19 protein-coding genes are annotated in these 23048 nt (G+C 52.4%); 13 read left to right on the top strand and 6 right to left on the bottom strand.

Translation table 11 applies throughout. The features are described 5' to 3' along the window. Positions 1-3 precede the first annotated feature (3 nt). The 6 genes from GZZ87_RS01755 to GZZ87_RS01780 all read right to left on the bottom strand — a co-directional run bounded on the left by GZZ87_RS01755 (position 4) and on the right by GZZ87_RS01780 (position 4960). Positions 4-729, bottom strand: coding sequence for an SDR family NAD(P)-dependent oxidoreductase (locus tag GZZ87_RS01755; RefSeq protein WP_162024767.1), 726 nt, complete (start codon positions 727-729; stop codon positions 4-6). Beyond that, positions 726-1799: a 3-dehydroquinate synthase gene (locus tag GZZ87_RS01760; RefSeq protein WP_162024766.1), complete on the bottom strand. Its 1074-nt coding sequence runs from the start codon at positions 1797-1799 to the stop codon at positions 726-728. The genes GZZ87_RS01755 and GZZ87_RS01760 overlap by 4 nt, the downstream gene beginning before the upstream one ends. Beyond that, positions 1792-2517: an SDR family NAD(P)-dependent oxidoreductase gene (locus tag GZZ87_RS01765; protein WP_162024765.1), complete on the bottom strand. Its 726-nt coding sequence runs from the start codon at positions 2515-2517 to the stop codon at positions 1792-1794. The genes GZZ87_RS01760 and GZZ87_RS01765 overlap by 8 nt, the downstream gene beginning before the upstream one ends. 50 nt (positions 2518-2567) lie before the next feature. Next, entirely contained in the window at positions 2568-3191 is a 624-nt protein-coding gene (locus tag GZZ87_RS01770; protein ID WP_162024764.1) for an SIS domain-containing protein, read from the bottom strand. 16 nt (positions 3192-3207) lie between these two features. Next, on the bottom strand, positions 3208-4596 hold the full coding sequence (locus GZZ87_RS01775; RefSeq protein ID WP_162024763.1) for a hypothetical protein: 1389 nt from the start codon (positions 4594-4596) through the stop codon (positions 3208-3210). Positions 4597-4675: 79 nt separating this feature from the next. Continuing rightward, positions 4676-4960, bottom strand: a complete 285-nt coding sequence (locus tag GZZ87_RS01780) for a hypothetical protein (RefSeq protein ID WP_162024762.1) — start codon at positions 4958-4960, stop codon at positions 4676-4678. 39 nt (positions 4961-4999) lie between these two features. Here GZZ87_RS01780 and GZZ87_RS01785 point away from each other — a divergent pair, with 39 nt between their 5' ends. The 13 genes from GZZ87_RS01785 (at position 5000) to GZZ87_RS01840 (ending at position 22830) form a co-directional block, all read left to right on the top strand. Further along, positions 5000-5974 carry a glycosyltransferase family 4 protein gene (locus GZZ87_RS01785; protein ID WP_162024761.1) on the top strand — a complete coding sequence of 325 codons (975 nt, stop codon included), beginning with the start codon at positions 5000-5002 and terminating at the stop codon, positions 5972-5974. 175 nt (positions 5975-6149) lie between these two features. Next, positions 6150-6989 (top strand): lipopolysaccharide core heptose(I) kinase RfaP, encoded by an 840-nt coding sequence (gene rfaP, locus GZZ87_RS01790; RefSeq protein ID WP_162024760.1) that lies wholly within the window; start codon positions 6150-6152, stop codon positions 6987-6989. Positions 6990-7303: 314 nt separating this feature from the next. Beyond that, the gene (locus tag GZZ87_RS01795) at positions 7304-7903 is read left to right on the top strand and encodes an HAD-IIIA family hydrolase (protein WP_162024759.1); all 600 of its coding nucleotides are present in this window, start codon (positions 7304-7306) and stop codon (positions 7901-7903) included. 147 nt (positions 7904-8050) lie between these two features. Then, positions 8051-9052, top strand: coding sequence for an ADP-glyceromanno-heptose 6-epimerase (rfaD, locus tag GZZ87_RS01800; protein WP_162024758.1), 1002 nt, complete (start codon positions 8051-8053; stop codon positions 9050-9052). Positions 9053-9055: 3 nt separating this feature from the next. Beyond that, entirely contained in the window at positions 9056-9553 is a 498-nt protein-coding gene (locus GZZ87_RS01805) for an adenylyltransferase/cytidyltransferase family protein (protein WP_162024757.1), read from the top strand. Positions 9554-9593: 40 nt separating this feature from the next. Then, the gene (locus GZZ87_RS01810; RefSeq protein WP_162024756.1) at positions 9594-10175 is read left to right on the top strand and encodes an SIS domain-containing protein; all 582 of its coding nucleotides are present in this window, start codon (positions 9594-9596) and stop codon (positions 10173-10175) included. A gap of 162 nt (positions 10176-10337) precedes the next feature. Beyond that, complete coding sequence (locus GZZ87_RS01815; RefSeq protein WP_162024755.1) at positions 10338-11309, top strand: PfkB family carbohydrate kinase; 972 nt, start codon at positions 10338-10340, stop codon at positions 11307-11309. Between the two features lie 46 nt (positions 11310-11355). Further along, entirely contained in the window at positions 11356-12522 is a 1167-nt protein-coding gene (locus tag GZZ87_RS01820; RefSeq protein WP_162024754.1) for a DegT/DnrJ/EryC1/StrS family aminotransferase, read from the top strand. A 40-nt stretch (positions 12523-12562) separates the two neighbouring features. Next, complete coding sequence (locus tag GZZ87_RS01825) at positions 12563-14317, top strand: ABC transporter ATP-binding protein (RefSeq protein WP_162024753.1); 1755 nt, start codon at positions 12563-12565, stop codon at positions 14315-14317. 21 nt (positions 14318-14338) lie between these two features. Beyond that, on the top strand, positions 14339-14467 hold the full coding sequence (locus GZZ87_RS19870) for a hypothetical protein (RefSeq protein WP_280178247.1): 129 nt from the start codon (positions 14339-14341) through the stop codon (positions 14465-14467). 47 nt (positions 14468-14514) lie between these two features. Next, positions 14515-17469: an FAD-binding and (Fe-S)-binding domain-containing protein gene (locus GZZ87_RS01830; protein WP_162024752.1), complete on the top strand. Its 2955-nt coding sequence runs from the start codon at positions 14515-14517 to the stop codon at positions 17467-17469. Positions 17470-17495: 26 nt separating this feature from the next. After that, positions 17496-19295, top strand: coding sequence for an ATP-binding protein (locus GZZ87_RS01835; RefSeq protein WP_162024751.1), 1800 nt, complete (start codon positions 17496-17498; stop codon positions 19293-19295). Positions 19296-19425: 130 nt separating this feature from the next. Beyond that, positions 19426-22830, top strand: coding sequence for an acyl-[ACP]--phospholipid O-acyltransferase (locus GZZ87_RS01840; RefSeq protein ID WP_162024750.1), 3405 nt, complete (start codon positions 19426-19428; stop codon positions 22828-22830). Positions 22831-23048: the final 218 nt, after the last annotated feature.

A 23048-nucleotide genomic window follows, 5' to 3' on the forward strand; every position in this document is an offset into this window, starting at 1 on the left:
AATTTATTGAATAATTACACCACCATCAATTACCAGAGACTGACCGGTGATAAACTGGTTTCTATCTGAAGCGAGAAATAATACTGCAGCTGCAATATCCACCGGCTGGGAAAATCGCCCCAAGGGCACCCGATCGAGCAGTGCATTTCTAGAGTCCTCGTCCAAGCTCGCGAGCATGTCCGTTTCGGTGTAAGCAGGGCAGACGTAGTTCACCAAAACACCTTGAGCGGCTAGGTCTAAGGCTGCTGCACGTGTCAATCCAGCAAGTCCCGCCTTCGAGGCCGAATAAGTGGCCAGTGATGAACGCGAGACAATCCCCGCAATCGATCCGACATTCACAATACGCCCCCACCCGCGTTGTCCCATCACATCGCAAACGGCCTTCATCAGTAACATTGGAGCCGTCAAGTTGACAGCCATGACCTTATCCCATTCCGCGACATCAATCTCACTCAGCACCGCCGAATAGAAGGCCCCTGAATTATTCACGAGAATATCAAACTGCCCAGAGCGGATATCTTCACAAAAAACCTCCAATTGGACTGAATTCGAAAAGTCACAAGCGATCAGCGAACAATTTGCTTCCTGAGACCACCAGCCTTCGCGCTCGGACTGTCCCGTGATCGTAACCGATACCCCCTCAGCCAAGAGTTCGCGGGCGACGGCTTCACCAATTCCACGAGTTCCACCGGTTACGAGTGCTTTTTTCCCATTAATCCCTAGATTCATAGATCTTTCATGTAGAGTTTATCAGCGAAAAATTTCGCTATTAATGTTTCAAGCCGACCATCCAGATCACTCAATCGCTTGAACATATCCCCCGCTCCGCGCGTAAGAATAAGTCCCAGTTGTGTGCCTACGTTCTTTTTGTCCTTTCGTATCGCACTTAGGTATTTATCGATGTTCACCTCGGGAACAGGATGCCCATCGAATACGATTTCACAGGCTTTACGATAGCGATTCCGGTCTTCCATGGTGATCAAACCAAAGGACTCGGACACCAAGTTCGCCAAATCGATACCATAAGCGACGGCAATGCCATGTGGGAGCGCATACCCCACCGCAGATTCCAAAGCGTGACCAAATGAATGCCCGTAATTGAAGACACAGCGAGGCCCCTTATCAAACTCATCAATCTCAATCATTGCCTTTTTAATTGCCAGACTCCGATGCATCAAAACTTCAAGTCGCCCCTCACCGGCACGCAGCGCAGGAGCCTCTGCCATAAACAACGCCAAATCTTCTTCCGACTGAACCATCATGTAGTGGAGCATCTCCCCCAAACCTGAGGCAATCTCACGGTCTCCCAGACTTTTGACGAAGCCCGTATCAATCACGATGCCCGCCGGCGGGTAAAAGCCACCGAGCATGTTCTTGTATTGGCGAAAATTAATCGACGTCTTACTTCCAATGCAGGAGTCGCACTGTGTCAGCATATTCGTAGGGAAGAAGAACCAATCAATCCCACGATACAGGAGCGAGGCAATGTATGCCGTCACATCTTGCGTAATCCCGCCTCCAAAAGCGAACAATCGGTGATTTTTACGAAAACCTCCCTCAATTAATCGTTCAAAAAGAGGAATCACCCCCTCATAGCTCTTGGCACTTTCCATAGAATCCAGAAGCCATACCTGCTCTCCAGCTATTTCTAAAATTTCCGGATGGAGCTCTGCGATAACGCGATCAACGATGAAGAAATCCCCCGCTGTAGCGAGCCCCTTCAAAGCACTCAAATAGTCAGAGGTGAACTCCACAGTATATTCGCGAAACACGGATTTAATTTTTAATTCCTCAGACATTGGTAAATCCTCCATCAACAATAATATTTTGACCAGTCAGATAGCGATTCTCTTGACTTAAAAGGAAACGAACAACGTCCGCGATGTCTTCGGGCGCAGCCATTTTACGCATCGGCACTTGCGCCTCAAGAGCGGCAATCTCTGCCTCTGAAAGTGATTCACGCGTCATATCCGTCATCACAAACCCAGGCGATACCGTGTTTACCAAAACACCTTTTGGGCCCGCCTCCACTGCAAGTGCACGAGTCAAACCAACCAGTCCGGTTTTGGCACTGGAATAAAGCGAACGGTGCGCCTTAGTAATGACACTCCAGATCGAGGCAATGTTTACAATACGCCCGCCACCAATCTGCTCCATTCCTTTGATCACTTCGCGACACACCAAATACGGCGAACGCAGATTCGTATCATGAACAAAATCATAATCTGCCTCGTCCACCTCATCCAATGGCTTAATCCGGTTCACGCCGGCATTATTCACCAGTCCATCAAAAGGACCTAACCCGGCAAGTGCGGTTAAAAATACACGAACGGATGCACGATCTGAAAAATCGACATCCAGCCATGAGACACCAACCAAATCAGGCAAGTCCGCACAGCGTGCTGCAGAACGATTCGTGCCGGTGCCATAAACAGCATAACCGTCTTTAAGCAGCCGCGCAGCAATTGCACGACCAATCCCACGGGTCGCCCCGGTAACTAATACTTTTGGTTTCATGATTTAATTGATGACGAAGGGCGAATTATCTAGACTTCAACGGCAACGGACTAAAGTGAAAAAGCGTCCTTCTGCATGTTCTGAAAGCCTTCACGATCCCACTCAGTAACACCCATGAACTTATCGAGCCAAACGTGCAACAATACCTGGTGCGCGCACTCAACAATACCGTAAGTCTTGGCAGGGACGTAAAGGTTGATGTCACCCATTTGGCGCGACTGATTGTCCGGTTTCAGTCCAGAAAACGTCACCACGCCCATTCCCTTCGCACGCGCGGCTTCAATCGTCTTCACGATATTAGGAGAATTACCGGAGCTGCTGATAGTAATCAGCAAATCACCACTCTTCGCATACCAACTCAAAGGAGCCGAAAAAGCCTCTTCATAACCAAGATCATTGCCGAGAGCCGTCAACAGCGCTGAATCGCTGAACGAGTGCGTCGGCACGCCACCATTCTTCGTCCAATCTAGCGCCATATGATTCGCAAACGCCGCACTGGCACCATTGCCAACCAAATATTTATTACGACCCGCATCACGAATCTGACCTGACAATTCGCATAGCTTATCAAAGCCCAGGTCGTGATCGATAACTGCACCACCTCGGTCAGTAATTTCTAATCCAGCTAAGGCCGAATCATGTGCGTTGAGGTAATTTTTGTAATAACTTCCCATCAGTCAGTTTTTTTTGTCAGGTTGAGATTTCCAGTTTCACTTTGGCAGAGATGACAGAGCGCCCGCCAGACAAGTAATCAATAAAATCAGTCCAGAACTGTTGCCGACCACGGCCAAACAAACTGTTGATGTCATCATCCATCGAGTAATAATAATATTTCATCATACGAGTCAGATACACAATGAGTCCATCATGATCGACGTCGAGACTACGAGCAGATTGAAGCGCCGAGAGGATTGCCTCTTCGGGATCTCCTCCTGCAGAAACTCCACTGCCTAAATCGTCAGAACAAATGCTATAAGGCCCCAATAAATAAACGGGAACCTGATCCAGCAGCGACAGAAAAACAGTTTTAGAGCCGAGCGAGACTGTTAGGTCAGCAAGTGACAATATCTCATAGATGTCAATATTCCCAAGAACCTTCACATGCTCGCCAAAAGCACAAGCGGGAACCTCCTGCCCGAAATAATAGTTACTAGTATTCGGATGATCTTTATATAAGATAGTCCAATTATGCTTTTCCGCTAGTTTAGCAAAGTATTCGAGCATATCTTCGTTACTACCAAAATCAGGCGAATATTCCTTAGAAAAATCGGAGCAACGAGGGAACAAGCCTGAAGAGTGAGCCTGGACCCCATTAACGTAAATCACTGGCCGGCCAGCTGGCAGTTCCAATGTCTCCATGCTCGCATCGGTGGCGTATTGCCCGACTTTAGAGGATATTCGTCCTTTTACAATAGACTGCAGATGCGCTTTCATCACTGCGATTTCATCAGGACTTACCGGCAATTCACCAAACTGCTCCTTATACCGTATCGGCCAAGATTCATGAAACATACCTTGACCACAAATAAATGTCGTCCCTGGTATTTCTCCATATTCACTAAAAACCAAACGTGCACCAGAACGAAGCGCCTCCCTCTTCAATAATCGCATGCCAGTCAAATGCTCAGACCACACTACAACAGTATCTCCATCGCAAAGTGAGGTATGATGAAAGAAGCGAAACACCTCTCCTAAACCACTAATTCCCCGCAGAAACGCGCGCCGTATCCTACGAAACTTCAAACGACGTCCGGGGCGCTCAAATGGCTTGGTTTTGAACTCTAAAACCAACAATTCCCACAAAAATAAAGGATCTCGAAACAAGAGAGACAACATCGCCACAAAACCGGAGTAAAACAGCTCAGAATTAATTTTTGCATCACAGAGCCAACGAGGAAAATACACCTCGTGAAACCCAGAAGGTGAGACCTTCTCCACGCTATGAGCACTGAGAAGGTGCAATGAATCGAAGTATGTTTTAGCCTCCTCTGAATTGAACCAAAACTCACATTTCTTCGTATTGACATCACCAACAAACGAACCGGCAATAAATAGCCGTCGAGGTGCTGTGCGTTTCATTGAGGTTTGATCCAACATGCACCTATATGGGGCATAAAAGCATCGATGCTACCAGTAAAATAAAATAATATCCCCAACTCTAGTAAAACCTGCCCCCAACTGCCATCAATGCTTCTGCATTGAACTCGACGACATAAATCTGCGCGATTTCAATCGTAAGATGGTGAAAACCGTCCCGCCCTAAAAAAACATCAGTCGCAAAACGATGTAATTCCTTTTCGCATTGCCGCCCACGACGCACCTCGCTCTCATAGCGCCCGTGAAAATCGGTTTCGTGCTTTATGACTATTATCCCTTCGGTGGCCTTCAGGAAGACTGCTTGGCTACGGCGGTCGCTACCGCCGAGCGCGGGCATGAAGTTCATATCTTCACGCGGACATGGAAAGGCGTCTGCCCTACGAATGTGAAGCAACATCTCCTCGGAAAAACTGGCTGGAGTAATATAGCGCGCAATGATCACTTCTTTAGAGCACTCGACACCGAGCTGCCGAAGCACCAACTCGATGGCGTCGTGGCCTTTAATCGCATCCCGAAGTCCGACATCTATTTCGCAGCCGACCCGTGCTACGTCGAACGCGTTAAGAACAAGCCCTTTTGGTATAAGTGCCGCCTACGGCACCGCTACTACAAAGCCCTAGAACACACAATCTTCGGCAGTGATACCGCACCCGAAACACTCGTGCTCACCGACCGTGAAATCGCAGCCTTCAACCAGCACTACGGCGTCAGCCCAGAGAAATTTCATTTGCTCACACCAGGGGTCGAAAAAAATACGAGCAGCACAGCGACCGCACACAGCAACCGCACGGCACTACGCACTGAGCTCGGAGCCGCTGAAGATACCGTCGTCGCACTCTTTGTCGGCTCTGGCTATCGCATCAAAGGCCTCGATCGCGCGCTTCGTGCGCTTGCGGCGAATCAATCCTCTGCGGCCAACCTTGAATTCTGGATCGTCGGCAATGGCAGCGCGTCACGCTTCGCAGCACTCACCAAACAAGCAGGGATCACCGTGCGTTTCCTCGGCGGCCGCGCCGATGTGAATCGCTTTTACGATGCCGCCGACTTCCTGCTTCACCCCGCCTATAGCGAATCAGCTGGCAAAGTGCTTTTGGAAGCGCTCACACATGGCTTGCCCGTGCTGACCACCGACACCTGCGGCTACGCACCACACATCCTAAAGGCCGAGGCTGGTGCAGTGATCCCCTCCCCGTTTACTCCAGAGGCACTCAACACCACACTGAAAGCGTTCATCCAGAATACAGCTGAAAGAGAGCGCATGAGCCAAAACGCACTGGCCTATTGTGCGAAGGAAGATTTATACAGCTGTCATCAAGCCGCAGCGAAGATGATTGAGAACATCCTGAGCAAAAAAACCTAGTTAGAGTTGTGGATTATACTTTCCGAAGGGAGCATGTTAACGTCTTCTCAACTCTGCCCGTAAAGTGATGTAGACATTCTTGTCTACCCAGTCAGAGTCAGCGCCGCCCCAACGCAACAGGCAGGAATGCCTGTATCACTTCTCACTTCTCACTTCTCACTTCTCACTCTCACTGATGATCGAACTCACAGACGAACTCCGTAGCGCCCTCCCTGAAGGCGCGGATCCCTTTGAGTGGTTTCTTGAAGGTGGCGGCGAAGTGCACCGACACGTCAAAAACCGCCTGACTTACGAGGTCAACTTGGGCGACATGCATTTTTACGTCAAACGTCACCTCGGCTGCGGCTGGGGCGAAGTGCTCAAAGAGTGGTATCGCCTGCGCAAACCCGTCGTCAGCGCCCGCACCGAATGGGAAGGCGCAGCCACGCTCGCCGCCGCTGGCGTGCGCGTGCCTAAAGTCTTGGGCAAAGGCGAACGCGGACGCTATCCACACGCCATCGAATCCTTCGTCGTGCTCGATGCACTCGAAGACTGCGAGACGCTCGAGCACCTCAAAGACGGCTGGATGGGCACCACCGGCTCGCGCTTTGTCGCGCTCAAACGCGCCTTAATCCACGAAGTCGCCAGTATGGGACGCACCATGCACGGCCAAGGGATCAATCACCGCGACTTCTACATCAACCACTTTCTCATTAACCGCGACTTGATCCGCAACTGGCAACCAGGCCAAAGCATCCCGCTCAACCTGATCGACCTGCACCGCGTGCAACATCGCCCCAGCGTGCCACACCGTTGGCTACTCAAAGACCTCGCGTCGCTACTCTTCTCCGCGATGGATGTCGGCATGACTTCGGCAGACTATGCGCGCTACCTACGTATCTACCTCGGCGCAGACTGGAAGCAGCAACTACAGGCCAACCAAAAACTGTGGCAAGGCATCCTCAAACGCGCCTGCAAGCTGTATCATGGCTTTCATGGCAAAGCACCGGAGCTCCCGCGCATCTTACAATTGTAAAAGCCGTAGCGTGCCGCTTTAGCAAACGTCCAGTGCATATTTCTATATCTGTATACTTTTCGTATGAAACAAAAACCTATAGCACTGAGATTGAGCCACAAAAAGGCACGAAGAAGCACAAAAACTAGGCAGCAGCAATTTTTGTGCTTCTTCGTGCCTTTTTGTGGCAATAAAATACCCATTTTTTGAACATCATCCTAGCTGTTTTTTCTAATATGCAATGGCATTGCGCGTCACCAAACATGCATCGTGCTGGCTCAGGGCACTGAACGTTTGCTAAAGCTGCACGCTACAATTCCAACATTCCCTCCTAAATGAAAAACGTCTGGTTCAACCCACGCTTCGCAAACACTACACCGAGCCTCGCAATCTTCGCGGATCGCGACGGCACACTCATCCGCCACGTTGACTACATCAGCGATCCTGAGCAGATCGAGCTACTCCCCGGCGTGAAGAAATCTGTCCACGAGCTCATCGCCCGTGGCATCCCGTTTTTTATCCTAACCAACCAATCCGGCGTCGGCCGTGGCTATTTCCCGATCGAGAAGGTCCACGCCTGCCAGCGCCGACTCTTCGAACTCCTTGACCTTCAACCAGAAGACATCGCAGGCTGGTGCATCGCGCCCGAAGCGCCCGGCACCGAAGGCGGCTATCGCAAGCCCTCGACACGCTTCATCGACGAAGCGCTGAAACATCTCGCTGCTCCAGAAGCCGCCACACATATGATCGGCGACACCCTGGTCGACCTCGAAACCGCATGGAATGTGGGATCCACCGCGTGGGCAGTCGGTTGTGGCAAGCCGCAACTCCCCGCCGCCCACCACGCAGGTCAAATCGATGGCGACTACGAATTCCGTGACACTTTCCCCGACTGTATCCGCTCAATTACCCCAGACTCAAAAGTTGATCGCTAGATGCCTAATTGCCAAGTTCAGTCGCTAACTTCTAACTCCTGCCTCCTAACTCCTCTTTTAAGATTATAGACTAGTCTTAAGCCCAACAAATCTTGATACTGCGACGATTCTTTGAGTTTCACACCAGATAACACAGATTTTTAAGCAATGAGCACAGGCAAATATACACTCGTCACCGGCGGCGCAGGCTTCATCGGCAGCGCCCTGATCCACGCCCTCAACGAAGCAGGCAACACCAACATCGTCGTATCCGACATCCTCGGCACCGACGAGAAGTTCAAGAACCTCGTCCCCCTTCGCTACGCCGACTACATCGAAGCAGACGACCTGATCATGCTGGTCGAAGAAGACCCTGACTATTTCGATCAATTCGACACGTTTTACCACCTCGGCGCCTGCTCTGCCACCACCGAGCGCGACGCGAGCTATCTGATTCGCAATAACTACGAATACACTAAGACCCTCGCTGGCATCGCCATCGAGAAAGACATCCGCTTTGTTTACGCTTCCAGCGCAGCCACTTACGGCGACGGCAGCCAAGGCATGGACGACACCCTCGAAGATCTCCACACGCTGACACCGCTCAACATGTATGGCTACTCCAAGCATATGTTCGACTGCTATGCTCAGCGCATGGGCTGGGACAAAAAGATCGTCGGCCTCAAATATTACAACGTCTACGGTCCCAACGAATGGCACAAAGATGAGATGCGCAGCCTCGTCAACAAAGCCTTCGAGCAAGTGCAAGCCACCGGCGAGATCGGCCTCTTCAAGAGCTACCACCCCGACTACACCGACGGCAACCAGATGCGTGACTTCCTCTACGTGAAAGACGCCGTCGCCATGACCATTCACTTGGCCAACACACCGACCGCCAACGGCCTCTTCAACCTAGGAACCGGCGAAGCCAACACCTGGAACACCCTCGCCGAAGCGATTTTTGCCGCACTCGACTTAGAGCCGAACATCAAATACATCGAAATGCCCGAGCAACTGAAGGGCAAATACCAGTATTACACCTGCGCCAATACCGATAAGCTCAAAGCCACTGGCTACGACACCAGTGTAGGCTTCTCCCTGAAAGACGCCGTCAAAGACTACGTGCAAAACTACCTAGTCACCGGCAAGCACCTAGGGCAGGAAGGCTAAGCAATGAATTTGCCTAATAAAAAATGGCTCACAATGGAGCAGGCACTCGAAGTGCGTGCCTCCGAACGCGCCGCCGGACAAACCATGGTTATGACCAATGGTTGCTTCGATCTGCTCCACGTCGGCCACATTTCCTACCTTCAGGAATCCAAGAAGCTCGGTGATCACCTATGGATTTTGATTAATAGCGACGAAAGCGTGCGCGCACTCAAAGGACCAACACGCCCGATTCAGTCGGAGGCCGAACGCGCCTTCTCACTCGCCGCACTCAGCTGCATCGATTACATCGTGGTGTTTAACAAGCCACGCCTGACCGAAGAAATTCAGCTGCTAAAGCCCGACATTTACACCAAAGCAGGCGACTACACCATCGACACACTCTACCAGCCGGAACGCGAAGCCTTCGACGCTGTCGGAGCACAGATCAAATTCCTGCCTTTCCTCGAAGGCTTTAGCACCACTAAGATGATCGAAAAGATCCATAAAGCCGGCTCGATTTAGGAAATTCCTAATTCTTAATTCCTAATTTTTAATTCTCCACATGTCTCTCGTTCAAAAAGATTACGACACTCTCAAAGCTTGCCTCGACAAGTTCGCCGCACAGCTCGCTGCTGTCGAAGCAACGGGGCATATGATCGTCGAGCGCCTACGCCAAGGCAAGACTGTGTTCGCTTGCGGCAACGGTGGCAGCGCCACCGACTCCATGCACCTCTGCGAAGAGCTCGTTGGTCGCTATCGTGGCAATCGCCGCCCGCTACCAGCCGTGTCGCTCAACACAGACACCTCCGTGCTCACCTGTATTGGCAACGATTACGGATTCGACGAAATTTTCTCCCGCCAAATCGAAGCCCTCGGTAAGTCTGATGATATTCTGGTCGGGTTCTCCACCAGCGGAAATTCCGAAAACGTCGCCCGCGCCTTTACAGCGGCCAAGAAAAACGGCGTCACCACCATTCTGCTCGCAGGCAAAGACGGCGGTAAAATCAAGGCAATCGCCGACCATGCCATCATCGTCGAGAGCGATAACACCGCCCGCATTCAAGAACTGCATACTTTCATACTTCATGCTTGGCTCGAACTCGTCGAAGTCGAAGACTGGAAGGGGGAAGGGGAAGAAGGCTGAGGCCTGAGAGAGGAGACTTGAGGCTCAGATAAATTTATACGAACCTTCGGCACAATATCTCGAAAAACGTAGATAGTCTCAATTCCCCCATCTCAGCTCTCAAGTCTCCCGCCTCAGATCTCAAAGCCTCCCATCTCAAGTCTCCCACCTCAGCCCTCTCCCATGGATATTCAAGCCACTTTAGATAAATTCGCGAAGCTGCGCATCGTCGTGATCGGCGATATCATGCTCGACCACTACATTATGGGCGACGCCACGCGCATCTCCCCAGAGGCACCAGTGCCAGTGGTATCCGTCGCGAAAGACACCTACGTCCCTGGCGGCGCGGCCAATGTGGCAAACAACTTTGCCGGACTCAGCGTGCCGACCACTCTCGTTGGTTCCTACACCGACGACCCCGAGAGCGTCTTGCTCAGCGACGTGCTCACTCACCGCGGTATACAGCTCTCCCCTATAGGGCAAAAAGACGGCGCGACTACGATTCTAAAAACCCGTGTCGTCGTGCAGCGTCAGCAACTCTGCCGAATCGACCGCGAGGCGAAGCCCGCAGCCTACGGGCTCGACCATATTCTGCAAGATCCTCAATTCCTCGAATTGATCTCCAATGCGGATGCCATCCTCTTTTCCGACTACGCCAAAGGCGTGGTCAACGACACGCTTCTCAACGCGGTGCGCACGCATCTCGCCACACTGCCCGAGCAGCCGCTGCTGATTGTCGACCCCAAGCCGAAGCGTCACCTCGACCTACACGGCATGACGCTCATGACGCCTAACCGAGCCGAAGCCCTGCAAATGGCAGGCTTCGACAGTAGCTCCGACGCCGAATTCGACGACGAAGCCGTGAGCGCTGCAATTTTCAACAAATACAACCCCGAGAAACTCGTCATCACCCTCGGCGCCGAAGGCATGCTTCTTGGTGAAAAGGGTAAGATCATCGGCCGTATTGCCACCGTCGCACGCGAAGTGTTCGACGTTTCCGGCGCAGGCGATACCGTGATCGCCGTTCTCACCGCCGCACTCGCAGCGGGAGAGCCGCTCAAAGAAGCAGCCACACTAGCCAACCGCGCCGCAGGCATCGTCGTCAGCCACCTCGGCACCGCACCCATTTCAGCGGAAGAATTGCTCAACGCTTAATCATTCATTACCTATTCGCTATCAGCTATTAGCCATTTAAATTTTTATGTCCGATCCGATCTCAGTCCCACTTCTTGACCTCAAGCCACAATACCTTGCCCTCAAGCCAGAGCTTGATGCAGCTGTAGCCGAAGTCATCGCTTCCCAGTATTTCATCCTCGGCCCCACTGTTGAGAAATTCGAAAAAGCCAGCGCGACCTACTGCGAAACCGAGCACGCCATTGGAGTCTCCTCCGGCACCGACGCTCTAATCGTAGCACTCATGGCCATGGGGATTGGCGAGGGCGACGAAGTCATCACCACTCCTTACACCTTCTTCGGCACCGTCGGATCGATCATCCGCCTCGGCGCGAAGCCGGTGTTTGTCGACATTGAGCCAGACACCTTTAATATCGACGTCTCTAAGGTTGAAGCCGTCATCACCGACAAAACGCGCGCCATCATCCCCGTCCACCTATTCGGCCAAATGGCAGACATGCGCGCCGTCAACCGCGTCGCCCGTGAGCACGATATCCTAGTCATCGAAGACGCTGCTCAAGCGATCGGTGCCAAGCAAAACGGACACCCCGCCTGCTCTTTCGGGCACATGGGCTGCCTTTCCTTCTTCCCGACGAAGAACCTCGGTGGCTTCGGCGACGGGGGCATGGTCGTCACGAACGATGCCGAATACGCAGGCATCTGCCGCCAACTGCGCAACCACGGCATGGAACCGAAATATTTCCATCCACGTGTCGGCGGCAACTTCCGCCTCGACGCACTGCAAGCCGCCGTGCTCGACGTAAAGCTCAACCACCTCAACAGCTGGCACGAGCAGCGCCGCGAAAACGCCGCACTCTACCACAAGCTCAGCAACGAAGCTGGCATCAGCCGCAGCGCCGACACACTCGAAAGCGGCGACCTCAACAACGGCATCATTTTGCCAACTGAAAAGGAAGGCAACTACCACATTTACAATCAGTTCGTCATCTACTCAGACCAACGCGACGCACTGCTCAAGCACCTGCAAGCCAACAACGTCGGCTGCGAAATCTACTATCCACTCGCGCTGCACGAGCAAGAGTGCTTCCGTCTTCTAGGCTACAAGAAGGGCGACTTCCCACATGCCGAACGCGCCGCATCCATGAGCCTCGCATTACCAATCTTCCCTGATCTTGCTCCTGAGCAAATCGCCCGTGTCGTCGAAGTCATCGCAGGCTTCTTCGCAAACGCATAGATGCACCCAACGCTTTCGCTGCTACGCGCTCCTTTTCTTTATGTTTTTAAAACGCTTCGGCCCTTACTTCAAATACCTTAAGCCCGTCCGCAAACAATTTGCGCTCGGCTTACTCTTTGGTGTCGTCTCTGCAGCAGCCTCTGGTGCAGGTCTTCCCTTTGTCATCAAATATCTGGTGCCCTTAGTGACGAGTGACGATGCCCCTACTGGCGTCAAACTGACACTGATCCTCGCCTCCATTCCATTTGCATTCGCGCTCCGCTCCATCGGCAGCTTCTTCAATGCGTATTTCATGGCCTATGCAGGCATGCATGTCGTCGAACGCCTTCGAGTCATGGTTTTTGAGAAAGTCCAGCACCTGCCACTTGCATTTTTCCATAAAAACCATACTGGCGACTTAATGAGTCGTGTCTTAGGCGACACCAACAAACTCAAGTCAGCGCTGGTCACAGTCGTTAATAGCCTGATCAAGGAACCCATGACACTACTCAGTGCCTTCGGATTCTTGATCTACCTGACGATCACACAAAGCAACGTCTCCTTTTTGCTGATAGCCCTCGCATCCGTCCCAGCCTGCGTGCTTCCGATTCGAATGATCGGCAAACAGATCCTAAAAAAGTCCAGAAAATCACTCAAGCTGGGCGGGCAACTCAATGACGTGCTCAACGAGAACCTTGCCTCCGTTCGAGAAATCCGCGCTTACAACTTGGAATCTAGAGAAGTCGATCGTTTCGCAAAAAAATGCCGAAAACTATTCATCCTGGGCATGAAAACCGTAAAATACGGAAAAGCACTCTCGCCTCTCATTGAATTTGTATCCTCCCTAGCAATTGTCTTTGCCCTCTACGTGGCGGTCAAAAAAGAAATCGCTCCCGGAGACATCGCTTCGATTCTGGCCGCACTTTATATGTGTTACCAACCGATCAAGTCCTTAGGTGGCGTATCCAATACAATTCGTAGCGCTGAAGCCTCATTGGACCGCCTAGAATACATTTTAGACTACGAAGATACCGTCCCAGAGACGACGAACCCCGTCACGATCCGCGCCGTCTCGGGTAAAATTCAGTTCAACAACGTCACCTTCAGCTACGACGAAGAAGCTGCATTGAAATCCGTGAATGTCACCATCGAAGCGGGTGAATCCGTTGCGCTGGTTGGGCCGAGTGGCGCAGGAAAAACCACTTTTGCCAATCTGGTGCCACGCTTCTACGATGCCTCCGAAGGGTCCATCACTCTCGACGGCACCGACCTACGCGACGTGCTCAAAGCGGATCTGCGCCAGCAAATCGCACTGGTATCACAAGAGGCCATCCTCTTCGACGACACGATCGCCAACAACATCCGTATGAGTCAGCCAGACGCTACTCTGGAAGAAGTCAAAGAAGCGGCACGTATGGCGCATGCCCACGATTTCATTGAAGCCTTCGACGATGGCTACGAGAGCATGGTCGGCGAACGCGGCTCACGCCTATCTGGCGGTCAACGCCAACGCGTAGCGATCGCTAGAGCCTTTCTCAAGAATGCTCCGATCATCATACTCGATGAGCCGACCTCCGCCCTCGATGCCGAATCCGAGCACAACATTCAGTCTGCACTCGAGAACCTATCGAAGGGACGCACCGTCATTATCATCGCCCACCGCTTCAGCACGATTCAACACGCTGACCGCATCTTCGTGTTCGACGACGGCGAGATCATCGCAACTGGCCCTCATAAAGAAATCTATCACAGCAACGATCTCTACCGTAGCCTCTACGACAAGCAGGCAAAGACGGTGCTCTCTGCCGAGAGTTAACCAACACATTCCGATAAAAATATGAAACGCATCCGCACTCTCATCCTCCTTCTGTTACTTGCATCGATAGCCCCTGCACTCACGAGCTGTGGCACCACCACTGAAAACGGCGTCACCATCGATAAAGGCAACCCGCTCAAGTTCTGGTAGCCTAATTCACCACGGTCAAACTACAATAGGCGCTCGACTCCGAACTCATGCTACACGTCGCAACGCCTCATCGTTTCAACTTTCAATTCCACACGGAGCGCATGCTGCGTGAGCTCTACGCGACCGATGCCTCCGAGTATCAAGAACTGCCGCTTGCTGTCGCATTTCCGGAGAAGCCAGAGCACATTCGTGAGCTCATTGAATACGCGGCAGCGCATCAACTGAGCCTCATTCCTCGCGGCGCAGGCACCTCGCTCGCGGGACAAGTCGTTGGCAACGGAATCGTCGTCGATGCGGGGCGGCACTTAAACCAAATCCTATCGATTAATACCGCGCAGCGACGCGTGCGCGTGCAACCTGGCGTTGTGCGTAACGAGCTCAACCACGCGTTGCAGCCCCACGGTATCGTGTTTGGCCCCGAGACATCCACTGCCAACCGCGCCATGATCGGTGGCATGGTCGGCAACAATTCCTGCGGCTCAAACTCACTTGCCTATGGCTCCACCCGCGAACATCTCGTTTCCTGCAAAGGCTACCTAAGCGATGGTTCCGAAGTCATCTTCGAAGCGCTCAGCCCTACAGCTTTCAACGCAAAATGCGAAGAAGACAGCCTCGAAGCTGCCATCTATCAAAAATGCCGCGAATTACTGAGCAACTCGGCCAACCGCGCCCTCATCACCAAGCACTATCCGAAGCGTAGCATCCCACGTCGCAATACGGGCTATGCCCTTGATCTTTTGATGGATGCCGAAGTGTTCGATCCGTCCTCCGACAAACCCTTCAATCTATGTAAACTGATCGCCGGCTCCGAAGGCACACTCTTTTTCGGCACCGAGTTTGAACTCGATTGCGATCCCCTGCCGCCAAAGCACAGCGCCCTACTCTGTGCGCACTTCAATACCATCGATCAAGCGCTGCGCTCCGTGCTGCCTGCACTCAACTCAAAGCCCTTCGGAGTCGAGCTACTCGACCGTCACATTCTTGAAGCCACCAAGCGCAACCGCGACCAAGCGAAAAACCGCTTCTTCGTGCAAGGCGATCCTGGTGCAATCCTCGTTGTTGATATTCGCCGCGAGACCGAGGACTCCGTAGACGAAGCGATTACTCAAGTCACCACTGACATCCAGGCCGCAGGCTATGGCACCCATTTCCCTGTGCTCAAAGGTGCCGACGAAAGCAAAGTGTGGGAACTTCGCCGCGCCGGACAAGGCCTCGTCAGCAACCTCCCCGGCCACGAAAAGCCACGCGAAGTCTGCGAAGACACCGCCGTCGATGTTACCGAACTAGCCGACTACATTGCCGAGTTTGATCAACTCATGCGCGAGAAACACGGCAAAGAATGCGTTTACTATGCACATGCCGGCTCTGGCGAACTGCACACCCGCCCGATTTTCAATCTAAAGACCGAAGCAGGCCTGAAGACATTCCGTGCAGTCGCCGAAGATGTCGCTGCACTGGTCAAAAAATACAACGGCTCGCTCAGCGGCGAGCATGGCGACGGTCGCCTGCGCGGCGAATTCATCCCCTTCATGGTTGGCGATCAATGCTTCGCCATGATGCGGCAAATCAAGGAAGCCTTCGACCCCGAGAACCGCTTCAACCCGGGCAAGATCATCGACACACCACCGATGGATAGCCACCTACGCTACGGCCCGAAAACTCCCGATCCGCACTACGCGACCATCTTCGATTTCTCCAGTAACAAAGGTATTCTCAATGCCACCGAGAATTGCAATGGCTCTGGAGATTGCCGCAAAGGTCCGCTCGCTGGCGGCACCATGTGCCCGAGCTATATGGCAACGCGCAACGAGAAAGACAGCACACGTGGCCGCGCCAATACCCTACGCCACGCATTAACCAATCCAGTAAATCCCCTTCAGCCCTTCGACAACGAATCAGTCAAAGACGTGCTCGACCTCTGCCTTTCGTGCAAAGGCTGTAAGTCCGAATGCCCTTCCAACGTTGACATGGCAAAGTTGAAGGCCGAGTTCACTCAGCACTACTACGATGCCAACGGCGTGCCGCTACGCACGAAGCTGATCGCCAACTTCACACGAAGCAGCCAGCTCGCATCCTACACCCCATGGCTCTGGAACGGCATCGTCAACACGCCCGTCCTACGCAAGACGCTCAACAAGCTCATCGGCTTTCACCCCGACCGGACGATCCCACGGCTTCACCGCACGACACTGATACAGTGGCATCAAAAGCAAACCCACGTCAGCCTCCCTCCTCAGGTCTCCCCGAAACGGGTATACTTGTTCTGCGACGAGTTCACCAATTTCAACGATGTGCCAATAGGCCAGAAAACTGTGCAGCTCTTAGAGCGCCTCGGCTATGAGGTCATCATCCCGAAACATTTAGAAAGCGCACGCACCTGGCTCTCAAAAGGATTGATCCGCAAAGCCAAACAGATCGCCAACGCCAATGTCCGCCAGCTAGCACCGCTCATCTCCACAGACACACCACTGATCGGTATAGAGCCCTCAGCAATACTCGGATTTCGCGATGAATATATCGACCTCGCCGACGGCGAGCTAAAAGACACCGCACGCATACTCTCCCAAAACTGTCTCATGCTCGACGAGTTCCTAGTGCGTGAATTCGACGCAGGCCGTATACGAAGCGACCAGTTTCAAGCCAAGCCAACGCTCATCAAATTGCACGGCCACTGCTTCCAAAAGGCACTGGCGTCCGTCGTGCCGACTGTGCGCGCCTTACAAATCCCCGATGGCTACAAAGTTCACATGATTCCCAGCGGGTGCTGCGGCATGGCAGGCTCTTTCGGCTACGAGAAAGAGCACTACGAACTGTCCATGCAAATCGGCGAACTCGTGCTATTTCCTTCCGTCCGAAATACACCGAGCGACGTCCTCATCGCTGCCTCAGGCACCTCCTGCCGCCATCAAATCCACGACGGCACGGGCCGCACGGCACTGCACCCTGCAGAGATTCTGTTCGATGCACTGATCCAGTCAGAGCAAAGGCAATCTACAGTTTGACGCCGCCCTTAGAGTTGTTGTAGATTTTGCTTCTACCCATACCCGAAGAAGTGAAAGTCTACATTCAACTCATCATACTCCAGACCTTGCTATTGGTCTTATTCAGCGCGCTCTTCGTTGGTATCAACCAGAAATCACAAAAGCACCTGGCGCACACCTACCAATCCCTTGAAGCAAAAGAAGCACTCACCTTCGATCAACTGGTGAATCTAAAGCGTGAGAGTATGAAGACGCTGGCGATGGACTACTCCTACTGGCAAGACCTGATTGACTGGATCCAAGAACCAAACATGGAGTGGGTGGAAAAGCAATTTGAAGAGTCACTCAACACCTATGGAGTCGACTTGTTCTGCATCTATGACTCAAAGGGGAAGCGCCTCACCCCCACTTTAGATGCGGGCTTAGCCTCCACCACACAAAGTGGCGTGCGATTCCCAGATCAACTACCAACAACCATACTCAACAGACCGATCGATCAATGGTTTCAAGCAACCTTCGATCAGACCCCCAAAGGCATCAGAGAACTTTTCTACGCGCCCATACAGCCACAATCCGACCATGATCGAAGTGGAAAACATTACGGATACCTAGCCACTGCGAGCTACTGGGACACAGAATTCATTCATGAATTGGAAACGCTCACTGGTGCAACTATCTATCTAAACAACGATGAGTTCAATCAAACCTCCAACTCCGATCACATCAGCTTCCAGCGCAGTTACCACGACTATCAAGAACGACCGATCATTACTCTTAACGTCTATAAAACACTGCCTGTCGCCAGTCAGCTCATTCAGAAGCAAGCACACCATCGAACACTCATACTGGTCGCATTTACCATCGGCGGCATCTGCTTACTCGCCTTTATTTACGTCACTATCTCACGTCCGCTGCGCAAACTCTCTCGTGCGATGGAAACCGGAGACAATCAAATCCTCGAAAGCATCACACACTCGCAATCGGAATTTAAGCACTTGGCTCAACTGATCGTCGAAAACACGAAGCACAAACAACTACTACAAACTGAAATCGAGAATCGGCGGACATTTGAGCAACAATTACTTACCGCTAAAACCCGTGCCGAACAAGCCAACCGCGCTAAATCTCAGTTCCTCGCTAACATCAGTCACGAAACACGCACCCCGCTACATACGATCTCAGGCTTCACTGCCTTACTCAGCGAAAGTAATCTCGACGACGATCAACAGAAAACTTTAGAGCACATTCGAGAGAATGCAGACCATCTAGTCAAAATGCTCTCCGACATTATCGACCTCTCAAGTATCGAGGCCGAAGAAATGAAACCACAGCGTAGGGAATTAAATGTCAGAGAGCTTTTTGACGAAATCGTCGCAGCAGCGCAGTCACACGCCGCAGTCAAGAAACTAGAAATCATAGAGGAGTTTTCAACGACCATCCCCGAGGTCATACGCACCGACTACGCTCGTCTGCGCCACGCGCTACTCTCAGTCGTCGACAATGCGATTAAATTCACAGACGAAGGCTCCATTACATTGCGAGCCAACTATGTCGACACCACCAACGAGCCCGCATTAACTTTCGAAGTCATCGACACTGGGATCGGCATGAGTGAGGACGTGCTCGAAAGTATCTTTGAAGCCTTCTACCAAATGGATGACTCTGATTCACGCCGCTATGGCGGAGGGGGGCTAGGCCTCGCCATCGCACGAGGAATCGCTCGGCTCTTAGGTGGCTCTATCGAAGCAGAAAGCACTTTAGGGGAAGGCACCACGATTCGATTGATCCTGCCACAGGCAGCCATCGAGACGAAGTCACCTTTAGTTGCCGCCAATAAAGCCGAGTAGCCATATCGCGTCACACGCCCTCTAATTGACAGTCGTGCCTAAGAGTGTGCACCACGGATAAAACCTCGACGCAGTGGGTCTTCGTCGTCAAATTTCCGCACATCGAAACTCAGCATACGACCGATTAAATATGAAGAATAACACACTCCCGAAGACATTTTGGTGGCATAACCTCACTCAGTTCGGTGGCGCAATGAATGACAACGTGTTTAAGCTCATCATGGTGTATGCGCTGATGGCTTGGAATCTGGATGCGATTAAAGCCGGAGAGGCCAGTTCCGCCACAATCTTGGCACTCGTCGGGCTAACATTTGCACTGCCTTTTCTAATCATTGTCCCCATTGCAGGTAACTTTGCCGATAGGTTCAGTAAGCAGGGAATGATTGTTAAACTCAAAATATCAGAGTTTACCATCATGGCATTTGGAATCGCGGCACTCTATTTCGAAAGTAGTCCCATGCTCTACACCACCATGCTCCTGATGTCGACACAGAGCGCCTTCTTTGGCCCCTGCAAGCTGGGAATCATCCCAGAGATGGTCGACTCCGAGCGACTCTCCAAAGCAAATGGCTCGATTCAACTCTTCACCTTCATCGCGATCATCAGCGGCACCGTCTTAGCTCCCCAACTCAGCACTTGGACGCATGAAAACTTCAGTCTCGCCGCCTGTGTTTGCCTACTGATCGCGGCATTTGGACTCGCCACGTCACTCAAAATCTCACCGACGCCTCCTCACCCAGAGCGCCACCTCAGCCTCAACGGCTTCGGCTCAGTCTTTAAGACTTTCTTGGAAATCCGTAAAGACGGCTTTCTAACACTAGCAGTGCTAGCACTCGCAGTGTTTTACCTAGCTGCCGCCTTCATTCAACTCAACGTCATCGACTATGGCGCACAACATCTCGGACTGACCCCAGAGCAGGCAACGAACCTCTTTTTACTCACTGCCATAGGTATCGGCGTCGGTTCAACGACTGCGGGCTGGCTCAGTGGTCGCTCAATTGAGTTCGGTATCGTCCCGGTAGGCGCACTATTGATGAGCCTCTGCCTCGGAGTCTTAGGCACCCTATCAGAAGGTAATCTCTGGTTATCAGCAATCAGCATGTTTGTCCTGGGATTTGCATCAGGCCTGTTCATCGTGCCGCTCGAATCATTCGTGCAGTATCGCAGCCCGGCCGACCGTGTCGGTGCGATCCAAGCCGCCAGTTCCTTCGCAACATGGATCGGCATTCTAGCTGCCAGTGCTTTTATCTACATCAACTCCTCTATACTGCATGCCACCGCGCAACATGGATTCTTCCTACTCGCATGTATGCTATTGGCCCTCGCACTCTTTAGCCTCTGGGTGCTGCCAGATTTCTTTGTAAAATTCATTCTGATGCTCGTGACTCGGTTCTGCTACCGTTTCCGCGTGCGTGGGCTCGATAACTTACCAGCCAACGAACCAGCCCTACTGGTCTGCAACCACGTCAGCCTCATGGATGCCGTGCTAATCGTGACCAGCCAGCAACGACGCGTCCGCATGTTAATGTCACGCGAATATTACGATGATGCCGGATGGCTCACCAAAAAGATCGTCAAACTCGCCAAGGTCATCCTCATCCACAGCCACGACAACCCGAAAAAGCTCCTTCAATCCCTGAAGACTGCACGCACCGCACTCGACGAAGGCTACCTCGTCTGCATCTTCGCCGAAGGCCACATCACACGAACCGGCATGATGCGCCCTTTCAAGCAAGGCTTTGAGCGTATCGTGAAAGGCACCGATTACCCAATCATCCCCGTCTATATCGGTGGCGCATGGGGCAGCGTTGCTAGCTTCCAACAAGGCATGCCAAAAATCCGCCTGCGCAGTGACTTTCGCTACCCAGTTAGCGTTCACTTCGGCACACCGCTCCCAGCCACCTCGACCACATTCGAAGTGCAACAAGCTGTCAGTGAGCTGTCGGTCGACTCCTTCGAACTCGTCAAAGAAGACCGCAAAAGCATCGGCCACGAGTTCATCCAATCCGCCCGTCGCAATTGGAGTAAACTAGCAATGGTTGACAGCACAGGCCGCGAGCTCAAATTCGGAGAGCTACTAATCGCCAGCCTCATACTACGCGACCGACTTCGCGCGCACACGACAAAGCAGGAGCAGAGCATCGGCATCTTACTCCCAACGGGACCTGCATCCGCGATGGCAAACATCGCCACCACGCTCGATCAACGCATCAGCGTCAACCTCAACTACACCGCACCACCATCCAGCGTAAAGTCAGCACAAGAGCAATGTGAGATCCGCACCGTGCTGACCTCGCGCAAATTCCTCGAAGTCTTACCCGAGTTGCCACTCGCCGAGAACGTCCTCTACATGGAAGACTTACTCAAAGACATCAGCGGCACCGAAAAATTCCGCACCTTCCTCAAAGCACGCATCAGACCGGCACGCATTTTACTAGGCACCAAACGTATCCGACCGGACGAGGTCACCACGATCCTGTTCTCCAGCGGATCAACCGCCGAACCAAAGGGCGTCATGCTCAGTCATCACAACCTGCTGTCCAATATCGAGTCCTTCCGCTCAGTGGTCAGCCCGAAGCGTGAGGACGTGATGCTAGCCACACTCCCCTTCTTTCATTCATTCGGCTACACCGTTACGTTCTGGTTCCCACTCATTTCGGGTATCACCACAGCCTGCCACACGAATCCACTGGAAGGCGAAAAAATCGGTAAGCTCGCAGAAAAATATAAAGCATCCATTTTACTCACGACACCGAGCTTCCTACTCGCCTACACACGTAAGATTAAGCCCGAGCAATTCGCCAACCTACACTACGTCTTCACCGGAGCTGAAAAGCTACAGCCGCGCATCGCCGCGATGTTTGAGAAAAAGTTCGGGATCCACCCACTCGAAGGCTACGGAGCAACCGAACTCTCACCCGTCTGTGCGCTCAGCCTGCCAAACGTCGAAGTCGACAACCTGGAAGAAACAGGCAATCGCGAAGACCGCCTCGGTCGTGCCCTACCCGGCATGGCAATGAAGATCGTGCACCCAGAAACAGGCGACAACCTAGCCCCAGGCGAAGAAGGTCTCATCTACATTAAAGGACCGAACGTCATGGTCGGCTACTTAAAGAAGCCAGAGCTCACCCAATCCGTCCTGCACGACGGGTGGTATGATACAGGCGATATCGGCCTGATGGACCCTGACGGATTCTTTGCCATTACTGGACGGCTCTCGCGCTTCAGTAAACTCGGCGGCGAAATGATCTCACACGGTGCCGTGGAAAAAGCATTGCAAGAAGCCCTCAAACTCGGGCCGGATGCGCTAGCAGTCGTTGCAATCGACGACGAGCGCAAGGGCGAGAAACTCTGCGTGCTTCATAACGCTGCAGAGCTCAACGAGGACGCGATCCGCGAAATGCTCAAAGCCCTCGACATCCCTAACCTTTGGAAGCCAAATCCCAAAGATTGGCAACTCGTCGATGCCCTGCCCCTACTCGGAACAGGCAAATTGGACTATCGCACGATGAAGGAAAAAGCAGCGCAAGTGTAGTTAAAATTCACATACGCAGCGTGTAACTTCACGTAACACGCACAAATAACGTAAAAAAAATATTAAAACGCACATAATATTAGCTCTGCTTACTATCTACTCATTGACCTTCCTAGAAAAACATTGAGTCTGGCAGTGATCCTTCACGCCCAACAGGGCGATACCCCTATGCCATAATAGTTCAACGACAGATGTTTACCCTAACTAACATCTGACAT

This window comes from Lentimonas sp. CC4 (assembly GCF_902728235.1).
Taxonomy (GTDB): domain Bacteria; phylum Verrucomicrobiota; class Verrucomicrobiia; order Opitutales; family Coraliomargaritaceae; genus Lentimonas.

Excerpts from the sequence above, each read along its gene's own strand:
- GZZ87_RS01755 (WP_162024767.1), bottom strand. The coding sequence starts at position 729 with ATGAATCTAGGGATTAATGGGAAAAAAGCACTCGTAACCGGTGGAACT.
- GZZ87_RS01760 (WP_162024766.1), bottom strand. The coding sequence starts at position 1,799 with ATGTCTGAGGAATTAAAAATTAAATCCGTGTTTCGCGAATATACTGTG.
- GZZ87_RS01765 (WP_162024765.1), bottom strand. The coding sequence starts at position 2,517 with ATGAAACCAAAAGTATTAGTTACCGGGGCGACCCGTGGGATTGGTCGT.
- GZZ87_RS01770 (WP_162024764.1), bottom strand. The coding sequence starts at position 3,191 with ATGGGAAGTTATTACAAAAATTACCTCAACGCACATGATTCGGCCTTA.
- GZZ87_RS01775 (WP_162024763.1), bottom strand. The coding sequence starts at position 4,596 with ATGAAACGCACAGCACCTCGACGGCTATTTATTGCCGGTTCGTTTGTT.
- GZZ87_RS01780 (WP_162024762.1), bottom strand. The coding sequence starts at position 4,960 with ATGAACTTCATGCCCGCGCTCGGCGGTAGCGACCGCCGTAGCCAAGCA.
- rfaP (WP_162024760.1), top strand. The coding sequence starts at position 6,150 with ATGATCGAACTCACAGACGAACTCCGTAGCGCCCTCCCTGAAGGCGCG.
- GZZ87_RS01795 (WP_162024759.1), top strand. The coding sequence starts at position 7,304 with ATGAAAAACGTCTGGTTCAACCCACGCTTCGCAAACACTACACCGAGC.
- rfaD (WP_162024758.1), top strand. The coding sequence starts at position 8,051 with ATGAGCACAGGCAAATATACACTCGTCACCGGCGGCGCAGGCTTCATC.
- GZZ87_RS01805 (WP_162024757.1), top strand. The coding sequence starts at position 9,056 with ATGAATTTGCCTAATAAAAAATGGCTCACAATGGAGCAGGCACTCGAA.
- GZZ87_RS01810 (WP_162024756.1), top strand. The coding sequence starts at position 9,594 with ATGTCTCTCGTTCAAAAAGATTACGACACTCTCAAAGCTTGCCTCGAC.
- GZZ87_RS01815 (WP_162024755.1), top strand. The coding sequence starts at position 10,338 with ATGGATATTCAAGCCACTTTAGATAAATTCGCGAAGCTGCGCATCGTC.
- GZZ87_RS01820 (WP_162024754.1), top strand. The coding sequence starts at position 11,356 with ATGTCCGATCCGATCTCAGTCCCACTTCTTGACCTCAAGCCACAATAC.
- GZZ87_RS01825 (WP_162024753.1), top strand. The coding sequence starts at position 12,563 with ATGTTTTTAAAACGCTTCGGCCCTTACTTCAAATACCTTAAGCCCGTC.
- GZZ87_RS19870 (WP_280178247.1), top strand. The coding sequence starts at position 14,339 with ATGAAACGCATCCGCACTCTCATCCTCCTTCTGTTACTTGCATCGATA.
- GZZ87_RS01830 (WP_162024752.1), top strand. The coding sequence starts at position 14,515 with ATGCTACACGTCGCAACGCCTCATCGTTTCAACTTTCAATTCCACACG.
- GZZ87_RS01840 (WP_162024750.1), top strand. The coding sequence starts at position 19,426 with ATGAAGAATAACACACTCCCGAAGACATTTTGGTGGCATAACCTCACT.